Origin of the sequence: Paenarthrobacter sp. TA1.8, from assembly GCF_048595705.1 — a bacterium.
In the GTDB taxonomy this organism is placed as follows: Bacteria; Actinomycetota; Actinomycetes; order Actinomycetales; family Micrococcaceae; genus Arthrobacter; species Arthrobacter nitroguajacolicus.
This window is the reverse complement of record NZ_CP184287.1, coordinates 2,022,627-2,043,693: the sequence shown is the minus strand read 5'-3', so window position 1 is coordinate 2,043,693 and position 21,067 is coordinate 2,022,627. Positions and strand designations below refer to the sequence as shown.

16 protein-coding genes are annotated in these 21,067 nt (G+C 60.3%); 5 read left to right on the top strand and 11 right to left on the bottom strand.

From position 1 onward, the window contains the following. Positions 1-262 precede the first annotated feature (262 nt). Positions 263-853 carry a TetR/AcrR family transcriptional regulator gene (locus ACNAOT_RS09515; protein WP_420180848.1) on the bottom strand — a complete coding sequence of 197 codons (591 nt, stop codon included), beginning with the start codon at positions 851-853 and terminating at the stop codon, positions 263-265. 717 nt (positions 854-1,570) lie between these two features. Between ACNAOT_RS09515 and mobF the strand changes: the two genes are divergently transcribed. After that, positions 1,571-5,125 (top strand): MobF family relaxase, encoded by a 3,555-nt coding sequence (gene mobF / locus ACNAOT_RS09510; RefSeq protein WP_420180847.1) that lies wholly within the window; start codon positions 1,571-1,573, stop codon positions 5,123-5,125. Positions 5,126-5,150: 25 nt separating this feature from the next. Continuing rightward, complete coding sequence (locus tag ACNAOT_RS09505) at positions 5,151-5,654, top strand: hypothetical protein (RefSeq protein ID WP_420180846.1); 504 nt, start codon at positions 5,151-5,153, stop codon at positions 5,652-5,654. 88 nt (positions 5,655-5,742) lie between these two features. Here the strand turns inward: ACNAOT_RS09505 and ACNAOT_RS09500 are convergent, their stop codons facing one another. From ACNAOT_RS09500 to ACNAOT_RS09460, 9 genes are all read right to left on the bottom strand, one after another. Continuing rightward, positions 5,743-6,024 (bottom strand): hypothetical protein, encoded by a 282-nt coding sequence (locus tag ACNAOT_RS09500; RefSeq protein ID WP_420180845.1) that lies wholly within the window; start codon positions 6,022-6,024, stop codon positions 5,743-5,745. 108 nt (positions 6,025-6,132) lie between these two features. Beyond that, positions 6,133-6,639, bottom strand: a complete 507-nt coding sequence (locus tag ACNAOT_RS09495) for a single-stranded DNA-binding protein (protein WP_420180844.1) — start codon at positions 6,637-6,639, stop codon at positions 6,133-6,135. A gap of 51 nt (positions 6,640-6,690) precedes the next feature. Then, complete coding sequence (locus tag ACNAOT_RS09490) at positions 6,691-7,836, bottom strand: ArdC-like ssDNA-binding domain-containing protein (protein WP_420180843.1); 1,146 nt, start codon at positions 7,834-7,836, stop codon at positions 6,691-6,693. A gap of 85 nt (positions 7,837-7,921) precedes the next feature. Next, positions 7,922-8,422, bottom strand: a complete 501-nt coding sequence (locus ACNAOT_RS09485) for a hypothetical protein (protein WP_420180842.1) — start codon at positions 8,420-8,422, stop codon at positions 7,922-7,924. Then, a complete protein-coding gene (locus ACNAOT_RS09480; RefSeq protein ID WP_420180841.1) occupies positions 8,419-10,212 on the bottom strand; it encodes a type IV secretory system conjugative DNA transfer family protein in 1,794 nt (597 codons plus the stop codon). Before ACNAOT_RS09480 ends, ACNAOT_RS09485 begins: the two co-directional genes overlap by 4 nt. Then, entirely contained in the window at positions 10,209-11,669 is a 1,461-nt protein-coding gene (locus tag ACNAOT_RS09475; protein ID WP_420180840.1) for an ATP-binding protein, read from the bottom strand. Before ACNAOT_RS09475 ends, ACNAOT_RS09480 begins: the two co-directional genes overlap by 4 nt. Then, the gene (locus ACNAOT_RS09470) at positions 11,666-13,144 is read right to left on the bottom strand and encodes an SCO6880 family protein (RefSeq protein WP_420180839.1); all 1,479 of its coding nucleotides are present in this window, start codon (positions 13,142-13,144) and stop codon (positions 11,666-11,668) included. Before ACNAOT_RS09470 ends, ACNAOT_RS09475 begins: the two co-directional genes overlap by 4 nt. Continuing rightward, positions 13,137-14,543 (bottom strand): type IV secretion system protein, encoded by a 1,407-nt coding sequence (locus ACNAOT_RS09465; RefSeq protein ID WP_420180838.1) that lies wholly within the window; start codon positions 14,541-14,543, stop codon positions 13,137-13,139. The genes ACNAOT_RS09470 and ACNAOT_RS09465 overlap by 8 nt, the downstream gene beginning before the upstream one ends. 6 nt (positions 14,544-14,549) lie before the next feature. Next, on the bottom strand, positions 14,550-14,837 hold the full coding sequence (locus tag ACNAOT_RS09460; RefSeq protein ID WP_157372120.1) for a hypothetical protein: 288 nt from the start codon (positions 14,835-14,837) through the stop codon (positions 14,550-14,552). A 622-nt stretch (positions 14,838-15,459) separates the two neighbouring features. Between ACNAOT_RS09460 and ACNAOT_RS09455 the strand changes: the two genes are divergently transcribed. Together ACNAOT_RS09455 and ACNAOT_RS09450 are read left to right on the top strand one after the other, a co-directional pair. Beyond that, a complete protein-coding gene (locus ACNAOT_RS09455; RefSeq protein ID WP_420180837.1) occupies positions 15,460-15,645 on the top strand; it encodes a hypothetical protein in 186 nt (61 codons plus the stop codon). Between the two features lie 70 nt (positions 15,646-15,715). Then, complete coding sequence (locus ACNAOT_RS09450) at positions 15,716-16,057, top strand: hypothetical protein (protein WP_420180836.1); 342 nt, start codon at positions 15,716-15,718, stop codon at positions 16,055-16,057. 1,360 nt (positions 16,058-17,417) lie between these two features. Here ACNAOT_RS09450 and ltrA read toward each other — a convergent pair. Continuing rightward, on the bottom strand, positions 17,418-18,770 hold the full coding sequence (gene ltrA, locus ACNAOT_RS09445; protein WP_420180835.1) for a group II intron reverse transcriptase/maturase: 1,353 nt from the start codon (positions 18,768-18,770) through the stop codon (positions 17,418-17,420). 818 nt (positions 18,771-19,588) lie between these two features. Between ltrA and ACNAOT_RS09440 the strand changes: the two genes are divergently transcribed. Continuing rightward, complete coding sequence (locus ACNAOT_RS09440) at positions 19,589-20,608, top strand: HNH endonuclease (RefSeq protein ID WP_420180834.1); 1,020 nt, start codon at positions 19,589-19,591, stop codon at positions 20,606-20,608. The last annotated feature ends 459 nt before the right edge of the window (positions 20,609-21,067 follow it).

Here is a 21,067-nt window from a genome sequence, read left to right as displayed (position 1 = left end):
CAATGACTTGTGCCGCTAGGAATTGGCCGGACGTCCGCCCAACGGGCGGCGAGGTTATCGCGGTCGGCAGGGAATACCACGGAAGAAGTGCGCCGCAAGTGAGACTCGAGCTACAGAGGGTTACGAAGCCGATCGGGGGAGCCTATAGCTCTGACTGTCCGCGTCCTACCTCGGCTCCGCCCGAAGCGAGCTGGTTGATAGTTTTCAGCTCAAACAGGCCACTTCACGACTTACCGATGGCGACATCAACATGCCGCATGGCCTACAGACCCGCTTTATCCAAGTATGCATCCACCATTAAGTCGCAGAGTGCCTTGTGGTTCGGGTTTCCGGGGTCTGCAAAATACTGCAGACTACAGCCGTCCATAATAACGACAAGTCCGCGTGCAAGATCTCCTATAGGAATGCCCGGTTTCAGATCCATTCGATCCAACGAAATCGTAAGCAGACGCGCGATCTCAGTCTCGTATTCGCTGTAAACGGTACGCGATAGTCCACTATGACCGGGGTTCCGCTTCGACCACATACCGAGTTCAAATTGGGCTATCACATACGTCTCATCGGAAACCATTTGAGCCCAAAAGGAGTCTAGGATCAGATGAGCAATGTCTTTAGGATGATCCGGGCCGTCAATCACCTGAGGTATGGCCCGGACAAGTTGCTGCAGCAGCTCCGCGGCAGCGGCCTGCATAAGCTCGTCCTTGTCGGTGAAGCAAACATGAACGGCAGCCAGAGAAGCGTTCGCTTCGCTGGCAATCGTCCGTAGGCTCGCACTTTGGACTCCATCACGTTTGATTACCGTGATGGCGGCTTCGATGAGCTGCTCGCGACGGTCCACAGTTGATATACGCAATTGATTCCTCTGTTGCTTCGGCTTCTAGTCATACTCTAAATCCAAAAGCAGCTCCGACGCGTGCCACGGGCACCGGGGCGAGAATCACGGCGGACAGGCTAAGGGCTCCACATATGACGTCAGGTTTGGGGTCCGAAGTCCAATAACTGACGTGCTCGATCGAAGGTCTAGACCCAAAGCTGACGGCGCCTCCAGCCTCGCCCGCCGCAGAACCAGACACCACCCCCGCTCAGCCTTGGGTTAAACGTCACCGCCTACCACCTACACTCGGCTCCTGCGCCTGCAAGCCATTCGTGGTCTCACACCTCTGGCATCCAAGGCCAAACCCTCCGGACAGTCATGCTGAGAAGGCTCGCCTGACCCATGAAAGGCTGTGAACAGAAAGACCTCCGACGAATCATCAGCTCCGAGCGATCAAAGCTGTCGTCTCCGCTCAGACCGCCTCACCACAGAGCTAAGATCCCAGTCCTCTGAACTCGAACGCCTCCACGCGATCTACGAGGAACAGGAATCTCGAAATAGCCTCCTTAGCAACGAAGTCCTTCGCCTAAAACGAGCCCAGCGAACGAACATCCGGGATCTCGCCCACGTAGCCGCGGCCCTCGTTCAAGTCTCCAAAGCAAAAGGAATCGCACTCGACCCCATAACGGTGGGCATCCTCCGCCGTCGTGGGTGGCTCCCAGGCAAGTCGAGAGCCGGCGCACCGCGGCTATGACCATGTCCATCGCCAGGCTGTCCGTTCAGTCCGGTCTGAAGTACCTCTTCAAGTCCACAATGCTGGACGACGCCATGCCCACTCCCCCGGATACCATCAGCTACTACTTGGCGACGGGAACACCGCAGGGCCGATGGATCGGGCGCGGACTCCACGGCGTACACCGAACAAAAGGTGACGTCGTCACCGAGTCCGACGCACGGTCCATCTTCCAAAGCGCCCAGCAACCGGACACGGCAGCGCCACTCGGCCGCGCCTACGGCGAAGCCACAGTTGCGCAGCAGAGCCAAGGACAATCCAACAGCAAACACGCCGTCGCCGGTTTCGACCTCACTTTCAGCGTCCCCAAATCGGTCTCCGCTCTCTGGGCCCTCAGCCCGCGCCACCTCCAGGAACAAATCCTGGAAACCCACCACGAAGCCATCGAGGCAACCCTGACCTGGCTCGAGGACTTGGTCATCAATACGCGAGCAGGTCGAAACGGCGCTGCTCACATCGGCACCCGCGGTGTCATCGCGGCGGCCTTCGACCATTGGGAATCCAGAGCCGGCGACCCCCAGCTCCACACTCACGTCGTAATCGCCAACCGCGTACAGCGCATCACGGACAATGCGTGGGTCACCCTCGACTCCAGGAGCCTATACAAGGCCGTCGTCGCTACAAGCGAGCATTACAACGGCCTGCTCTTCGATGCCCTCCGGTTGAACCTTGGCACCGAAACGGACATCCGCTCCCCTGCTCAAAACACCCACAACCCGAGCCAGCAGCTGACTGGCATCGATGACGTTCTCATCCGCGAGTTCAGCAATCGGTCAAGGCTCATTGACGTAGAAACGGATCGGTTGGTGCGCGAGTGGGTGGCTGAACACGGCGTCCCACCATCAGCCACAACTATCGTGAAGCTTCGCCAGCAAGCCACTCTCTCGACAAGGACCGCAAAAGTAGCCACACCCTCTCCCCTGCGCGAGCTTTCCGCCAATTGGCGGGACCGCTCAAGGAACAAAGGATTCACGCCCGAGAGCGTCGTTGCCTCCACCATTCGGCGATCCCACACCCGGCCCTTCCACATCGGTGACTTAGGCACTGACTGGATTGCCGCCGTCGGACTTTTGACGCGCCAACGGGTGGCCGCAAAGCGATCCACTTGGAATCGCTGGAACCTGATAGCAGAAGGCGAGCGCGTTTGCGCTGAGATCCGTTGCGCCTCGCCAGCAGACCGCAACGCGATGGTCGACGCCGTTGCCGCGGCGGCAGAGCTACAGTCCGTGCCGCTCAATGAGTACCGTTACGGCCTCCCTGCCGAACCGAGCGACGATCTGCGCTTTGCTGGTCGCAGCGTTTTCGACTTTCATGGGTCGCGCCTATACACGGATGAGGCGACGCTCGCCTTTGAGGATGAAGTCATTATTGCAAGGAACGACGACGGCGGGCCGGCGGTTAGCGCAGATGTCGCCATGGCCTCACTCGCCTCGTACGGAAAAGACGGCACCTTTGAGTTGCACGAGGACCAGAGGGCGGTTGCGGCGGAGGTGCTTCTTAGCTCACATCGCTTAGACGCCATAGTGGGGCCGGCCGGGACAGGGAAGACCACGACCCTCGGGGCGATCAAGACCGCATGGGAGGCCCAATTCGGTGTGGGCAGCGTCGTCGGACTGGCGCCGGCTGCTGCGAGCGCCGACGTACTTGGTTCGGAGCTCGCCATGGATACCGAGAACGTCTCCAAGTGGCTCTATGAATCGGTTGGTGGCGGAGCGGCCCTCAGGGCTACGGCGTTCCTCGATGCGGAGTCACGGCTCGGGGCAATGAAGGGCGCTGGCGCCGCGGCTGCGTCAATGCTCGAACAGAGGATCACGCGGCTGGTGGCCGAGCAGACCCAGTGGACGTTTCGACAGACTCAGCTCGTTGTTGTCGATGAAGCGTCTATGGTCTCGACTTACCAACTCGCGGCAGTAGTACGCCAAGCCAAGGACTGCGGGGCAAAAGTCCTATTGGTTGGCGATCACGCCCAGCTTGATTCCATTGACGCTGGCGGCGTTCTGGGCTGGCTCGACCGGCAAGGAAAGGCTGCCAGGCTGAGCTCGATTTGGCGCTTCAAGCACTTGTGGGAACGGTGGGCTTCCCTCGGTCTACGGGCAGGCGATGCTTCTGTCCTCTCGGAGTACGAACAGCATGGACGTATTAGGCACGGAAGTTATCTGGACATGGTCGAGCGCGCCTACGCGGCTTGGCACTCAGATGTTCTTTCCGGTCAGGTATCCGTATTGATCGCACCCGACAACGAAACCGTCGGGATGCTCAACGAACGCGCTCAGGCTGACCGGGTCATCTTGGGCGTTGTTGACGCTGAGCAAACCCTGGTCCTCAGGGACGGGGCGAGGGCCGGTCGGGGCGACATCGTTATTGCGCGGCGCAACGAAAGAACCATTCGTGACGAGCAAGGCTCCTTCGTTCGGAACGGAACGTTGCTCGAAGTGCTGGAGGTTGATAGACGCCACGGCTCACTGCGCGCCGTCAGGAAAGACACTCGAGCTGTTGTGGAGTTGCCGGGCCGCTATGCGCAGTCGTCGGTTGAATTGGGGTATGCAACCACCGCCCACCGCTCCCAGGGCATCACTGTAGATACCGCGCACACAGTAGTCACTCCTGGTCGTCTTACGCGCGAGCTCTTATACGTCAGCATGACTCGCGGACGACTTTCCAATATGGCCTTCGTTAGCGAGAACGATCCCGATGAAGACGAAGTCCTGGACCCCGGCGCGCGATCAAGCTGGCGGATGATACTGGGCGAAGTCCTGGATGCTGAAGGAGCGGAGAAATCAGCCCATGAAGTCCGCGACCTGGAACGCGCCAGCGCGGATAGCCTCGAGAGGCTGACTCGAGAGTACGACTACCTTGCTCAAATAGCAGCAGGCATCGATCTGGCCCAGGCTGTGGAGAGTCTCTCACCCGACCGATCGAGCGGATTGGAGAACTCCGCGGCTTGGGGAGCTGCTGTTGCGGCCTGGCGGCGTTCCACCAACATCAGCCGCGCGGGGGCACTCCGTGTCTTGGCCGATGCTTTGAACTCAGACAGCACTGCACGGGATCCCGCCGCCGTAGCCCACGCACGTCTGCGCAGGTTCTGTTCCGGGATGCCGGGCACGCCCACGGACGCTCTCACCGAGAAACTCGTCGTGGCCCGGGAAGACCTTCGTTTCATGCTGGCTCAGGTGCGCCGGAGGATCCTGAGCCGAACTGAGCTTGTCGCACGGACAGCCCTGCTCGACGAACCTCCGTGGACAACGCAGTTGCTTGCTGAACTCGGTCCTAAAGCCGCCCCATTCGAGTCCGCGGACTTGCTGCGTGAGGTAGCCGTTTACCGGGACCGCTGGGGCATCAAAGACTCGCCACTCGCTCTAGGACCGGGTCCTGCTGATCACGAGTGGGAACAACGCCCGCAATGGGACGTCCTCCAGCACGCGATCCGGACCGCTGACCGCACCTCAGCGGAACTAAATTCCGCAATGAACTCACCGGAACCGCAATTCAGCCTTACCAACGCGGGCTGGCAGCTTTAAACTGGATTCAGAGGCACATATGCAGATGAACCCAGTTCTCAAGCCCAAGGTAGCAACACCTGCGCTGATAGTCGTGAGCGCAGTGGCACTGGCGCTGGCCATCATTTTCATGGCACTGGCTGCGGCTTTGTCGACTGCCGCGGGCTGGATGCTGCTGATCATCGCGGCCGGCGGTATCCCGATCCTCCTTCTCTGGGCTCGGCGCGTCCGCGGCCTACAGATTTGGCGGGCTGAAACTAACGCGCAATGGATGCGACTCGAGAAGCTAAAGAACAGTGGTGGCACCACCGCTGAGATCACAGTCCTCAGCATCGATGCACCGCAACCCACGGGAGCCTGGATTACTATTCGCTGGAATCGCTTCGACTTTGTTCAGCCTGCCTGGATAGAAGCACTGCCAGAGCACATCTGGCCCGGCTCCGTGCTCCTTATCTCCCCTGACCCATCCCAAGTACGTCCAGGCCTACCCTGGCCAGCGACCTACCGCATTGCAGGCGATCACGTCTTAGCTTGGGCTCCCATGGTCTAACCAGCCGGGAGTGGCAGTAGCGGGCGACTAAACAAGGGACAAACAGAGAAGGCCAACGCGGGTGCGTTGGCCTTCTCCATCAGCAGGGCTATAGCGGCCGTCCCCGCCATGACTCCTGATCAACTCTCTTTATCTGCCCTGCCGGAAACCACTGAACGTGATAGGCCCGCTCGTCATCCACCCACTCCACCAGCCCATAGGACCTCGTGTATTTGATGGCACGTCCATAAACCTCACTGACGCGGACAAACGGCTGCTTGCTGACGTCCAGCTCCATGATCTTGCCGTCGTCGGGCTGGGGGTGGTTGTTCTCGGCATCTGTATGGGCCATCATGCGGGCGAACGCTGCGGAGTCTTGCTTCGGTCTCATATAATCCAGATTAGAACATATATTCGAATGCGGCGCAGCCGTTAATGCAGAGTGCAGCCCACGTCGCAAAGCTGAGACGTGGGCTGTGAACCGCTGCAGCGAACATAATCAGGCAGACATCTCACTCCCCGGCACCCCGCCTAAAGGGGACGTCACCACCGGGCTTTTGGTCGTCACGTTGTAGACGGGCCAACCCGACGCGGTCGTGGCCTGCGGACCGGTTGCCTCAACAGCCGCCTCTGGCTCGGCAACCGCCCGGGCTGAGCGCTGATACGAGGCAGTTCCGAACCGAAGATCCGGGCCGATGGTGTCCGCCAGGATTCGTCGAGCCTCTCGGCGCTCGCCGTCCTTGTCGTAGGCACGGAACTCAAGGTCACCCGAGACGGTCACAGGATCCCCCTTCTTGAGTGAGGTAGCTGCGTTCTCCGCCAGCATCCGAAAGGCCGAGACGTTGTGGAAGACCGGCTCACCGTCCCGCCACGTGCCGTCCGGGTTCTGAATACGTTGGTTCACAGCGACCCGGAGTTTGGCGTGCGGGGTCCCGGACTCTCCGATGGTGAGCTCAGGATCCGCAACAAGGTTCCCGGCGATGGTGATAGGGATCTTGGTATTCATTGGTTTACCTTCCTTAGCCGACAGGTCTCTCCCGTCGGACAACTGCGTTGCCTAGGGGCCCTTCAACTCCGGGCCGTTCAAAGAGCTGCTCGGCCCAGGCACGCCGGCGTATGTTGATGAGGCCTTTAAGTCCCGCGACGTATTGACTGCGGCAAACTTCCCTCCATACCCAGGCGGATCCGAGACAGCGAGTATGCCTTTAGTCGCCGCCGTCACCCGCCCCAGCACAGACTTAGCGATATCTACGCGCGACGTCGGAGCATGCCCCTCGTGCAGTGCCTTCTCGGTTCTAATGACCGCGTCAGCCCAGCCAGCCAAGTAAGTGGCCGACTGTGGCCCACGATCAATGCCGTGAGCCCTCAGGACGGTATAGGCAACCGATTCGGCTTCCACTTCGGCCAAGCCGCGATGATTCGCACTGCTGCCGTAGAGCCGGCCAACGCTGTCGTCCGGACCGTGTAACAGCACGTGACCAAGTTCGTGAGCAAGAACGGCCACCTGCTCTTCGGTGCTCATCCAAAGGCCAACTTGGATTCGACGAGCATCGAAGTCTGTGTAGCCGCTCGTGTAGCCGTATTGGACACCGGAGACCTCCACCCGGAAGCTGCGTTCCTTCGCGACATCACACAGGGAACGCCACAGGTCGTCCAGGTTTTCGCCGGTTTCAACGCCCCCGCGCGGCACCAGGATCGGCGTTCCCTCGGTTTGGGTAACGTCAAAGACTGCCTGACCCCGCCACCCGGTAACGACGTTCCTCTTACCAAGGCTGACCGCATCGGCCGGCGTTGCCTGGGCTACCGGCAACAGTTTCCGCGCACCATCCGCCATTTTCAGCTCCTGCATGGAAGCAGTCCGCGGCGCGATCACCCAGAGCGCATGCTCGCCCCGCAACACGGTCCGCCCATGCCGCGCCCACTCTTTGTAGCCGGCAACGAGTGTCGGTTCCTCGGCACCACGCTGCGCCATCTGCGCCATCAGCAGGGCGACGTTGCCCCCTGAATAACGCCACAAGGTGGCTGAGGCATCGAGCAACACCTGCCATCGAGCCGGCGACTCAATAGCTTGCTCAAGGGCAGCATGGAGCCCTTCGGTCAGGCTCGCGATGCGCTCTTCAGATGACATTCGAACGCTCGGCGGGAGGCCGACGTCGTCCGTCCCGCCAGGCCGGTGAGCGTTCGATTCAGTTGCAGCGGCCACGACAGCCATCCTTCGTACTTCTGAGTCAGCCCTGAGAAGGGATCACCTATCCATGTCCGGTCCGAGCCAGGACGCCATGACCGGATCAGACCCCAAACTGATGGGCGCTCAACTTCCAGTCATCGAAAGCCGGTTCCGCTGGCACAACCCTGGTGACCGGCTCCTTGTGGCTCTGCAGACCGACGCACCCTGCCGTTCTCGTGTGGGTTCGGAGACGCTCGACGGCGTGTGGGAGCCTTTCGTGGAAGGCCAACGGACCGAAGCCCGAGTCTTCAGCAGTGAAGGAAGCCATCTCGGCCCTTTGCAGTGCATAGAGCTCGGCCACGACTTCCGAATGCCGCCACCAGCAATCCGGCACCACGGAGGTGGTCAGCTGGTAGGTGGCGACGAACCATCGAACCCATTCAAAGAGGCTCTGCCACACAACCTCAGCCTGCTCTGGTGATATGTCTCGCCACCGGCGAGTGACGCCCACAGTGCGCGGCGAGGGCTGAAACGACGAGCGAAACAACTCCGCAGTCAGTTCGTCATCGAGGTCAGAGACTCGGCCAACTTCAAAGTCAGAATCGTCGGCCTGGGTGCTCATGATTCAACCTCAGGGTGCGATTCCTGCCGGGTCAGGTGACCCGCAGCCAACTCCCGCTCCGTCTCAACTTTCGAACGGCCCAGTTCAGCAGCGTCCTTGCGTTTGTGCCAGTCCCGCAGGTCAAGAAGGATGGGTCGAGTTCTTCGGCCGAGCATGAGAGCAGTACCAACCGGAAGTCGACGGATCTCGTCCAAGCGGATCACCGGAGTGTCCCGGATCTGTTCGCCGTCCTGGCGTCCTTGAGCGGACCAGGACCGGGTGTTCATGATGAGGCTGCGCTCCCCCAGCAGCCCTGCCAGCGAGCGCAGGTCACGCTCGTCAGACCCGCCCCCGAAGATGACCTTGATGATCGCGGAGTCCCAAATAGTCGCGGCTTCCTCAATCGACCAACCGCTACGTGCCTGGGATAGGGACTGAAGGACCACAAGAGTCGAGATGCCAATACCTCCTCCATCAGAGAGCACAACCGGAAGCCCGGGCCACGGAGACAGGTTGGCAATCTCATCAAGGATCAGTGACAACGGTGGGTCCAGTCGCCCGCCGGCCGAGACGAACGCCATCTCGCGAGCAGCATTGTCGATGTCGTCGATCAGTGCCGACAAGTACGGGCCAGCGGCCGCCGCGCCGGAGCGAGTGCCAATCAGGTACAAAGTCCCCCGCTGTCTGATGAATGCCTTCGGGTCGAACTCCTGGGCTTCGTCTTGCGGGTTCAGCGCCGCCAAGACCCGTGGCGAGGACAACGGTGCGACCGCTGCAGAGACTCCGATCCACGAGTTCGAAGTATTGCGGGGATCATCCTCCAGGATCCCCATCAAGTCCGACTGCCAACCGAGGGCAGCTCCCGTTCGGCCGAGGATGTCCAATGCCTCGCGAGCCAGGACCGGGCTGGAGGACCAACGGCGGAAAGCAGCAATACCCTCGCCCGACAGAGCCGCCGCGTGGAGAAGACACTGCAGCACGATCAGCGACCGCTTCTGCCACGCCGCGTTCTCGCCCTTCATCTCAGTATCTGCAGTAATCACCAGGGCTCGACGGGTGGCGATATCAGGATCCCCACACCCACGGACAGGCGACCACCGAAGCGTCGAGGGCAGTCCCGACATACCTTGCGGATCGAAGACAGTAACAGGCCGCCCATCACTCATCCGGGCCCTCATGGTCACCACCAGGTTGTCGGCACGCGTTGATGTCGTGACCACCGCCCCTGGCGCATCAAGGATCGCGTTGATGACCACATACAGGCCCTTGCCCGACCTAGGCGCACCCTGAATAACCATCGACTCCTCCGTCGAGACGTGGATGGTCACACCCCGCGAGCGCCCGAGCGTCCACGAGACGTCTTGGATACTCGGTCGGCTAAGCCCGGGACGCGCGTAAAGACCGCGACGTCGGACGGCTCGGGAGCCAAAGTCGCGAACAATCTCCGCCCTTCCGGCCACGCCGTCCCTGCTCAGGATGTCTTGCCGGAGCCACGCACCGGATTGTTTCCACATCTTCCAGCCGAGCACTCCCCCAACCGCGAGCGCCGAGACCACTGAAAGCACACTGCCCACGATCCACCAGACTGCAGCCAGGTCGGGCGCGCACTCCCGTGAGATCCAGTCAACCCGGCCTACTACCAGCCCGACGCCGGCCATGGGATTGAAGGACGACGGCGGCCTGCCGCCACACTGCCGCGGCGTCACCAGAGCGGCAGCGGCCTGGACGAGAAAGCAGAAGACCACATAGCCAGCAATCGCCCATAGACCTACCGACATCATCGGGTTGGTGCTTCCTGTTCGTGTCCTCACAGGTGCATCCGATCATCGGTGCCGAAAACCTCAAGCTCATCGGTAGTCACCCGGTTCGCCACGATGAACGAGCGATTCCCTACCTTCCACAACCCGACACCCTTGGGCAGGTTCTCAACGTGATCACACTCAGCCTCAGTGAGCCCCAATGCCTCTTTGGTCAACCGCATGGCGTCGTGCTTCTGCCGGTAAATGATGCGGGTATCCGCCTCCGTCAGCAGCCCCAGCGCTTTCTGCCGGTGGCCGCTTGTGCTGTCGCCGATCTCATTTAGGTCAGCGACCTTGTGGATGATCAGCAGGTTGGCGATCCCGTAGGTCCGCGCGAGCCTCCACTGCTCACTCATCTTCGCCAACATGTACGGATCGGCAAGCATCCGCCAACCCTCGTCGTACACGACGAGCCGCTTGCCGCCGTCGGGGTTTGTCACCGCTGCTTCCAGCCAGGTAGCGCTGCAGGCGGCAGCCAAAGACAGCGCCTGCTCGGACGCGCCGATCAGGGCCGACGTGTCCATCACCATCATTGGCGCGTCTGCATCGAACTCCACGGTCGAGGGAGCGTCGAACATACCTTCCAAATCACCCGAAACGGTCCTTCGCAGCGAGTGACTTACAGCGACGCCGCCATCCCTACCAACCAAAGCCAAGGTTTCCGGGGATGGATTGAGCAGGTGCTCCAGCACCATGGGGAGCGTTGGTGTCGAGTTCTCGGCAGTCGTTTCCATCAACGCCATGTCCAACGCCGTGTGTTCAACCGGATGCAGCGGAGTGCCCTGTCGCATGAGAGACACGAGAGCCACGAGTAGTTGCCGGCGCCGCTGCCGCACGACGGCCTTCCACTGCGTGTCCGTCAGCAAGCTCGGCCTCGGTCCAGCATCTAGCGGGTTCACCCGCGCCGACCGACCCGGGCCAACAGAAATGACCTTGCCGCCCACAGCGTTGGCTACCGAAACCCACTCACCTTTAGGATCGGAGGCCACGGCCGCCTTCCTGCCCAAAGTTATGGACCTCGCAACAAGCGACTTCCCGCACATCGACTTACCAGTCCCCACCGTGCCGATGACAACGATCGACGGTCCGCTGATGATTCCCTTGTCGTAGAGAATCCACGGATCATACGAGAAGGCGCCGGAGCCGAAGACATCCGTTCCGATGTAGGTACCTTCATGGCCAAGGCCGGACTCCGTGATGAACGGGTAGGCAGCCGCGAACGTCATGGTGGATGCTCGGTGCGGAGCCGGACGCAAGCGATGAGGACCCCACAAGGAGTTGGCCTCGCGGCTCCCCCAGTCACCACGAAGGCGCTCGCGGTCGTGGCTTTCCGCCGACTTGTCCTCTTCGCTGTGGAAGAGCCGCCTTTTTGGTGAAGTCGACTCCATGGCCGCCGCCCTTTTGGCGTCCTTCCGCTCGGAGCGAGTGCCCGACGGCGTGTAGGTCACCTCTTGGCTCTTGAGACTCATCGCAATCCCCGCCCCAACGGAAGTCCTCCAGCGATGAACGCGGCCCACTGCTGGCCCGCAAGCAGACGCAGTTCAACAAATGCGCCTGCGGCCGCTGATTCGAGTTCATGTCGATGCCGGGCCAGGTCTTCCAGAGATTCGGCGGTGATGGTGACGAAGGCCGTGGGTCTGACATCGCCGTGTCCTGCGACGATCTCCTCTTCCCGCTGAGAAACCTCTTCTTCCTCAGCACGCTGCTCCCGCGTCGTCGGACGATCGAAACGCGCATTGATCCGCCGTCGTGTTTCGTGAGCCTCCTGGGCGGAGCGAATGTCGCGCAGAGCTTCAATCGTCGGCACAGTGCGAATGACCTGGGTAACGGTGTGCCTGAAGTCGCCGACGTAGACGAGCGGGTGCAGGAAGCCTGGATACACCTTCTGGCGCGGCCATTCGGCGACCCAGAACGTTTGATGGAAACCAGAGTCGCTTCGAAGGTAGGTCCAGTGCTCCTCGACGGCCATAGGGCCGGAACTCTGACGAAGTGGCTGCATCTCTTCGCTGGGCTGATGCTCCGACTTGGCGGATCCGTGCGCGAGGGTCTCGGGATCAAAAGCACCGCGTAGGACGCTGAGCAGTTTTGACTCGGACAGCCACTCGTCCACCCTTACGCCGTGAGTCGCCAACGACGTCGTGATCGCACCGACCTCAAGACGCAGCAACCGTTCGAGACCGTTCTTTCCACCACCTGATTCCTTGATTCGTCGGCGAGACTTTGACGTATCCACGACCAGCGACAGCAGCACATCGTGGCTCATCGCCGACCCGGCCGCAGAAATTAGATCTTGGTACGCAACTTGCCCCCACGAGCTGCGCTCGCCGTCTACAGCGGTGACCGTTCGATCGTAGAAGTCCTGCAGCGCTGACGACGGGTACGGCACTGTGTAGTCCTGGACAGCGATCCGGGCGATGTCCGATCGTTGGGCCAGCCCCGCCTGCACTCGGGACCAGGCTTGAGCAGCCCAGGCTTTGTCATCGTCGTCGAGCAGAGCGAAGGATCGGGTGCTACAACGAAGCACGACCATAGCTTCTTTGCCCGGGGCGTCTAGGATCACGCACTCGCCACGCGAAAGTGGCTGAACCTTGAGGTTGCCCAGACCCCCGGGCAGAGCCAACTTTCCTGCTTTGACCGGACGCTCCGGCCGAGCCAGGTATCGGGTCTGTCCAAGAACACTCCGCACGAAGAACAGCACGATAAGGCTGCCCCAAATTGGGTACGGAATCCGTGAGTACTGGAGCACTCCGATCAGGACCAGAGACACCCACATCGGTGCTGTCACTACGAGGCCGCTAGGACCGCCCGCAGCCGAGGCAATAATCGCCACGAGAATGCCTGTGGCTACCAGCGCAAGCTGATACCACTTCAACCCCATGAAGATTCCGCGGCGTTCGTACCTAGGAAATTTGACGGGCTCCAGCGCCCGCGATTCATCACTCATTGGACTTGTCCGGAGGTAGAGGCCTGTAGGTGTCCTTGTGCTTGATCGGAGGCAGTTCGGTCGATGGCAAGGCACTGTTTGGGGCTCTGACTTCAGGTGCTCGCGTTGTTGGTCGAGTGCCCGGGGACGCTGTCTTTCCCGGGCCAGCTCCAGCACGGTTCGCGTTCGTGCTCGTGCTGACTTCGCGGTCAGTGACCACCTGCCCCCGTAGGACTGATGTGCTGGAGTTGGAACTGCCCGACGACGACCGGTCCGTCCAGGCGACGTCACCGCCCGTGCGGTGTACCGGCGTCGTACTTGTCAGGCTCCGAGGCAGCGGAACGGAAGGCGGCAGAGCTCGTGTGGGGATTTCTCGGCGGCTCGACGGAATAGGACGTGCAATTGAGGAACGGGCCATCATTGACGCGATCGTCAGGCGACCGCCAAGTTGCCGACTGAGTTGTCGCGTTGCAACGCTGTTGCTCCGCGACAGAACGTGGCCGCCGCCCGCGGTTTGAGCCGCTGCGGCCAACTCTCCACCCGCGAAGCTGACGAGTCGAAGCGCCATCAATGGTGCTCCACAGGCCAGGACCATCCCGACAGTTCCGGCGGCCAGCCCCGCGAAGGACTTCGAATCGGCAAATAGCTTGATGGCGGTTGCCAGGACAGTCGCCGCCAGAGGTTTAGCAAGGAGAAGGGCGACGACGATTTCACACCAACGCCCGGCCCACACCTTGGATTTCTCCCACGGCAGCATCATGAGGGCGACGGGAGCCACTGCGGCGAGGACTGCCAGCGCGAACGTCCGGAAAATCATCGAACACATGAGGATGAACGCCAGTATCCACACCACGACGACAGCCATGACAGTGACGATCGCGCCTCCAACTGCGCCGCCCTGGTTACCGGGCGCGAGGGAGACGACATTCCATTCCCGGTCTGAGCCCTGAGGAGCTCGTTCAAAGCCAAACAACCGCATGAAGACGACGTAAGGGTCTGTACCGATCGATTCCAGGAGTGCAGCGGAAGCTTGGTCGCTGGCTCGAGTGAGCTGACGAACGACATATACAGCCGCCGCTACCAGCGGGATGGCAATCGCTCCCCCGATCAGGGCACGCAGCAGTCGTCGCGGCTGTTGGCTCAACAGCCCCGATAGGAGCTGGATGATCATCACCACGACCAGCGGTGTCATCATGACGATGACCCACCAGTTGGTTAGTCCTCCGATGGCGGTCCACTGGGAGTCGTCGACATCGGAGAAGGTGAAGGCGCCCGTGATGAAGCCCCACATCCAGGAGGCTATGTTCTGCAGGACGTTGGCAAAGATGGATGTGATGGAACCTTGGATGCCGTCGTTCGCTTGGGAAACAAGTCCGCATCCTGGCGGCCACCAGCCGTTGAGGTCGCAATCGACAGGCATGGCTGCTCAGAAGCCGAGTGGGAATGCCGTTTGCGACCAGAGGATGTAGCCGTTGATCCCACCGAGGATGGCCGCCACCGGGCCAGTCCACAGCAGAATCACGCCTCCGCCGGACGCGAGCCGCGAGGATTGGCTCAGCTTGCCGGCCAGGAGCATCGCGGCTCCGATGATCGCCACGATGGCGATGACGATGAAGGCACCGACGAGGATGCCCCCGCCGATCTGCTTCAACGACTCAAGAAAAGGGAAATTCGCGTTTGGTGTGATCCCAGGATCCACCGCTGCCAGAAACATCTGGTGCTCCATCCAGTCGTCTTCCAATGGAATGAGCTGATTGGGCTCACGACTTCATGGACAGGAAGGGAGGGAACGACATGACTTCGAAAACCCTTGGTGCCAAGTGGGCACCGTACCACTCTGGTCAGGTACCTGAGTCAGTAGACACTTGTCGACACCTCACTCAACGACTCATCTCAGAGCTGTGCCTCCAGTGAATGATGAAACAGGACATGGGTACTCCGCATCTGGTAATTTCCCTGATTCAGAGAAGAAACTGCCTCTGAGATTCGTTTTTCAGCGCTGGTGAAGCCTGTTCATCAACGCCACCCCTATTCATTCTCTATCAGCCCGGTGAACCGGGGAGGCCATGAATGGTAACCAAAGATCTTTTATGAGGTGGGTCAATCAGGACAACTGACCATGCTTCGTAGGATGCTCTCCGAGCGTTGGCGGCCGGGTTCTGTCGCGCGGATCATCGAGGCGGACCTACACGGGGTGGGCGGTGGGATACTGAGGTCAGTCGACAGGAGCTTTACGTGGGAACGAGGCAGGTGAAGGGCGAATCGATGAGGGAGCTCACCCTGGTAATTAGCTCAGCGCACGTACCCTTGGCCTCGGACGAGCAGGCTGCCGGCTGATGGCGGGGAGCATCGGCGAGCAGATGATCCTTGCCGAGTGGCTGTTTGTGGAGACCGTCGACGATATCCGTCGCAGGTGCCAGAACCCGGCGATGCGCACGCGGTACGAGCTGCTGGGCATCGCGCCATTGCTGCGCAAGCTCCTGATCGATGACGCGCCGCTGCTCCAACGGTTCGTGCCGTGAGGCGAGAGGTGCCGGTGAGTTTCCGCATCCATTCGTGGAACGACCTGGAGGACAGACTTGCGGCCGCGGCTTGACGCGCAATTTCGGGATCGGAGACGAGAGAATCGTCGCCGGCCCGGACCCATCGTCGTTGACCCTCAAGCAATTTCTCAGGACCGTCATCGGAGTTGCCGAAGGGAAGGATCTCAAGGTAAATAGCGTGATCCGCTACTACTCGCACGTCGAGGGCGGAGTTCATTTCGGCGTACCGAAGGAGCCCGGCGAGCCAACCTTGAGCACCATGTCCCCGATGCTCTTGGGGCACTCGACGGGCCAGCTTCAGATCCTCGGCCACCTTGGGCAGATCGTCGCTGATGCGCTGGAGCCATTGCACCGTTCGATTCTCTCCCAGCCGACGATTCACAAGCTGTGACATTCCAAAGACGACCGAGGGCTGTTCCTAAACCACTGGACTGCGGAGTACCTCGAACGGACGGGCGCGGGGTAACCGGCCCCTTCTTCTCCTGTGGCAACAGGCCGCTGTGAAGGCAGGAGCAGCGGTTCCATACGAGGTGGCGGCGGAGGGGACTGCTGAGGTACGAAACTGTCCCTGGAGACCGTGCCGAGGTGCTGCATTGCAGCTGCTGATGTCGTGCCTTGGCACCATGGTGCATGGGTATGGAAGCCGCTTCGGCGGTCTGGTCAGCACGTCCTCTTGGCACCGCTTCGGAGGACTCTGCGTGTCCTGGTCCAATGGATGTCGCACCCTGCTCCGCACAGCCTCAGAGCGTCCAAAGGGAGGCGGGGGACGCTGTCCCGGTCGTCGCTCCATGAACACTGCCGCTGCTCCCCCACCGGCTGCTGCGTCGTTGGTGGCACCACTGCACAGTTCGTCAGGAAGCCGCCTGCGCTCCCGACGACTTTGTTGCAACGGGCTATTGCAAGATTCCCTTCAGCAGCCTCTGCGGCTTCGTCACAGCAGCTGCTGGATGGCCGGCGACAGCTGTGGCTGATTCTGCTCCAGTCGCTCCACCCATTGGCCTCTACGATCTCTTGCAGGGCCCGGCTGAGCAGCTTTTCCAGAATGTTCTACCCCGCTGCAGCGCAGGTCTTAGCCAGGGCAGGTCTTATTACCCAGGGAATATCCTTCGAAGGGGTGGGTGGCGGCTGTCATCGGACTGACCTTCGCTTCTGTGTTGCCCCGCCCTGCACCCCCTCGTCCTTGGCCTGCCATGATGTGCAGCGTTCCTCCGAAACACATTTATCACGAGGTGGCAAGAGCTCTGTGTCCGCCTTGGAGGGTCTTTGCCACCTCGAGGTAACCGAATTGTGGAACCACCTGGCAGGCACTGGGGCAATGGGCCAGTGCCTCGCCACCCACCCCCTCCCCAGGCTCTTCCCAAGCAGTGTGCATCCGCTCCAGCGTGGCGCTCGAAGAGCGCCGGCGGGCAAGAAAAATGCAGCCCGAAAGTTGCAAGCTTGTGCCCATGTGCGGGCTGATTTTGGCCACAGATGTCCGGAGATGGTCTGAGCTGCGCAGGAAGAGATCCAGTACAGATGCAGGAGCCCGGTAGATTTGCGCTCCGCTCGGACCTTGCGTCCATAGTTGGCCGATTTCTGGGCAGAACCAGCCCGGTTCTTTGCCCATGATCAGTCCACAGCCCATAACAGGCCACAAACCACCCCGGTTTCAGGTCAGTAGCCGTCCGGCGTTGGGCCAAAAGTGGGCTTGGCTTGAAGCGGGGGCATTAGTGGCCAATCGAGTAGGAGGGCCGGGTTTCCCGGCCCTCCTCTCACACCACCGTACGTGCGGGCCTCGCATACGGCGGTTCGCCAGGTCGTTGAAAGCGATCCCACGCAGCGCGAAAGAGAATGAGGCCTTGCCCTGCCCAGTACTCGGTTGCGAGGGCCCTGTGGAGGATGGGTGAGCCCGCGATCCGCCAATAGGCGCGGCTGGTCATGCCCCATTGGTAGGCCAGATTAGGCCTGATCCCGAGCTTGCGCAGATTCGCCACACGGGTGCGCGGCCTCTTCCATTCCTTCCACCGGATTTGGCGCATCCTTCGCCTGAACCACTCATCAAGGTCGGAGAACTTCCTCGGTGTCAGTGACAGCCGGAAATAGCCCATCCATCCCCGGACGTAGCGGTTCAGTTGTTGGATGCGGTATTCCATGGAGACACTCCATTTGCGGGAGGTCAGTTCCCGGATGCGGTCCTTCATGCGTTTGAACGCCTTCGGAGCGACCCGGATCTTCACCCCGGCTTTCGTGAAGTAGAACCCGAAACCCAGCAACGTAGCTACCCTTGCCGGATTGATAACGGATTTCTGCCGGTTGACCCGCAATTTCAGGTCCCGTTCCAGAACTTTCGTGCCCTGTTCCAGCATCCGTTCCGCAGCTCTCTTGGACTTCACAAAGATTCTGATGTCATCGGCATACCGCACGAAACGGTGCCCGCGAGCCCAGAACTCCTGATCAAAATCGTCCAACATGACGTTCGACAGCAACGGAGATAAAGGCGACCCCTGCGGAGTTCCCTCCACCGTTGGCTGCCGCACCCCATCAGCCATGATCCCGGCTTCAAGATAGCGCCGAATGAGCCTCAAGAGCCGCTTGTCTTTCACTTTCCGCGCAACCCTGGCCATCAGCACATCGTGGTTCACCCGGTCAAAGAACGCATCCGGATCAACCTCAACCACCCACCGATACCCTTGACCGATCACCGTTCGGGCGACCTTCACCGCATCATGGGCGCTTTTGCCCTGCCGGAACCCATACGAGACCGGCACGAACCCCGGATCAAAGACCGGGGACAGGACTTGCGCGACTGCCTGCTGAATCAACCGATCCAGCACGGACGGTACTCCCAGTTTCCGCTTCCCACCGTCAGGTTTGGGAATCATCACCTGACGCACCGGCAACGGAGCATAAGTCCCCGCGTCCAACGCTTCCCGCGTTTCTGCCCAATGTCCTAAGCACCACGCACGAAGCTCCTCCGTGCGCAGTCCGTCAACACCGGCAGCACCCCGGTTACGCTCAACACGTTTCAACGCGATCATCAGATTCTCCCGGGAGAAGACTTCCTCCCACAGACCCTGACCATCCCTGATGTTCTCCCCGATACCCGCCGGATCCTCACTACGCACAGACAGCGGCCCTCCCGGATTCACCGTTCATACCTTCCTCTCTGTCCCACCACTCCCGTGGGTTGGCTGCGATTCTTGTGGAACACACGAGAAGCATCGCTTCAAACCATCAATTCCCAGCGTTCAGCCCTTCCCGGCAACCATGAAAATTCCCGCCGGTACTATGGCCTCGGCTGACTTCTGCCCCATCAGCAACGGCCCTTAGAGCCGCACCGCTCCACCCGAAACAGGTGACGCACTGGGACAGATCTCCCCAGATAAGAACATTCACTTTCCCCCTGCCGCCGCCGCATCTACACACTGGCCGTTTCGGTGGAACGGGCTTCACCATCTTTGGCTGGCTTACCCCGACCAGCATGCCTTCTATGCGGTTCGTGTCCCTCGGTGCAGGGATTTGCCTCCGGCTTCCTTCCCACCCCACCTCACGATGACGCAGTTGCCATTAGCTAGAAGTTAAACCACCTTCTCCTCCAGAGGACTCTCACCTCCAAGCAAATGCCCATGCTGGGCGTACCAAAGCGGGGGACTGCCCCGTGGGCAGTCCCCCGGGGCAGTCCCCGGCCCATTTGGGTCACGTTTGGGCCGCCGCGGATTTCACGGGAAGGCACCTGAGGAACGTGATGGCGGCATCGCTGCGGTTACCCAACAAACACCTTATTGGACATCACGTATCTGCCGCGCAGAACTTCATCCTGCTGATTGCAGGTTGGGGACGAGTGAACAGTGAACATCAGGCCTAGTGCCGCCCTAAAGTCGACAGCCAAAGCACTGCTTTCGTTTATCTCTTAGGCTATAGGCACCTACCGTTGAGGAGTCATGTGGCACAGAACATCAGCAACCTAGTCGATTCGTATTCGGATGCCAAAAATCGATGGTTGCTCCGTTGGTCCTTATGGGAGGCCCAAGAAAAGAAATGCTATATCTGCGGCGATCCCGACGGCTTCGTGGGCACCCAAATCGATCACGTGATCCCTCAGACCGAGAGGGTCGATTTCAACGGCTTATGGGCGAAGGTTGGCGGAAGACTGCCTAACAAGGGCGTCCACCACATCTCAAATCTTCGAGCCTGCTGCTCCGACTGCAACTCTGCGCGCATCAAGGGGAGCAAGGTTCTATCTGAGAATAGGCTGGATCTGGAACTTCAGAATTCAGAAAAGCTTATGAAGGCGGCGTTCAAGGTACAGGCGGACATCCGTCGACATGGCGACACCGCTGAATCGCTGGTTAGGGTTGCGACTTCCGATACAGCCGCAGACTTCGATCTCCTCTGGGATGTTGACCTCAACCAAGCAGTCATAGCTGCATTCCATGTGGGTTCCGTTGGGCGTAAGCCGATTGTTCGTTTATATGCGTCGAATCGTCGTGTTTCAGCCCATTTGGATGATGAAAGCCTGCGTCTACTCGCGGCCATCCAACTCGTAACTGGCGTTTCCGTATCTCTGCTGCTGGGCCAGGCAGTGGAGCGCGCAATCCAAACGGTAGATGACACTGCAGAAGAATATGCATCGAAGTCTTACCAATATGTCTATGGCGTCGGCTTTGGCACAGTAGATTGGCCCGACCACACTGACTTTTCGGTCTCTGTTGCTGATTTCGAGATTGGTATGCAGGTCGCCTCGTGTGTAGTGACGATCGAAGTGAATGAAGTCCTCAGCCTTCCAGTTTCCAAGCAGTCCAATGACGGCGGGAAGCTCGAAGACCAGCAGACCCAGCCAATACGGTTGGTCGGCACCATTACGGTCCCCGCAACAATGCCGGTAGGTTACAACCCAAGCGGCAAGGTTGGTCTTGATGTCTGGGTCGATGATGATCGCAGTCTCGAAGTGAGTCACTCCTGATCCCACGCGCAGTGGTCAGGTGCTGAGGCCGACTTTGGAAGCGTCTCCGGGACGGCTAACTTCATAGGACTGGCCCCCGATCCAGAGCCCCAGAATCGCAACGTGTACGACGTGTCTGAGATTCGCGCCTCTTACCCACTCAGCCTTCGAGCTCTCGAGGTCGCGTCTGTGCGAGTGAAAGACGCCTGCCAAGGTGAAGATATTGACGCTGCCTCCACTGAACCTCATACCGCACTTCAGGCCGTGTACGACTTCCAAGAGGGATATTTCCTCCCTCGTGGCCTGAAGTCTCGCAAAGAGCAAAACAAAGTGTATGCCGAGGAAGGTGGTCAAGTTAATGTGGCACTTGTGTTTGTTCCAGGAACCCGCACGCACCAACTGGTTAGCTTTCCGACCTGGGGGCTTTGTGGACGATCCGCACGGCATGGGAGCCTATGGACTTGGCTGGATCCGGAAGAA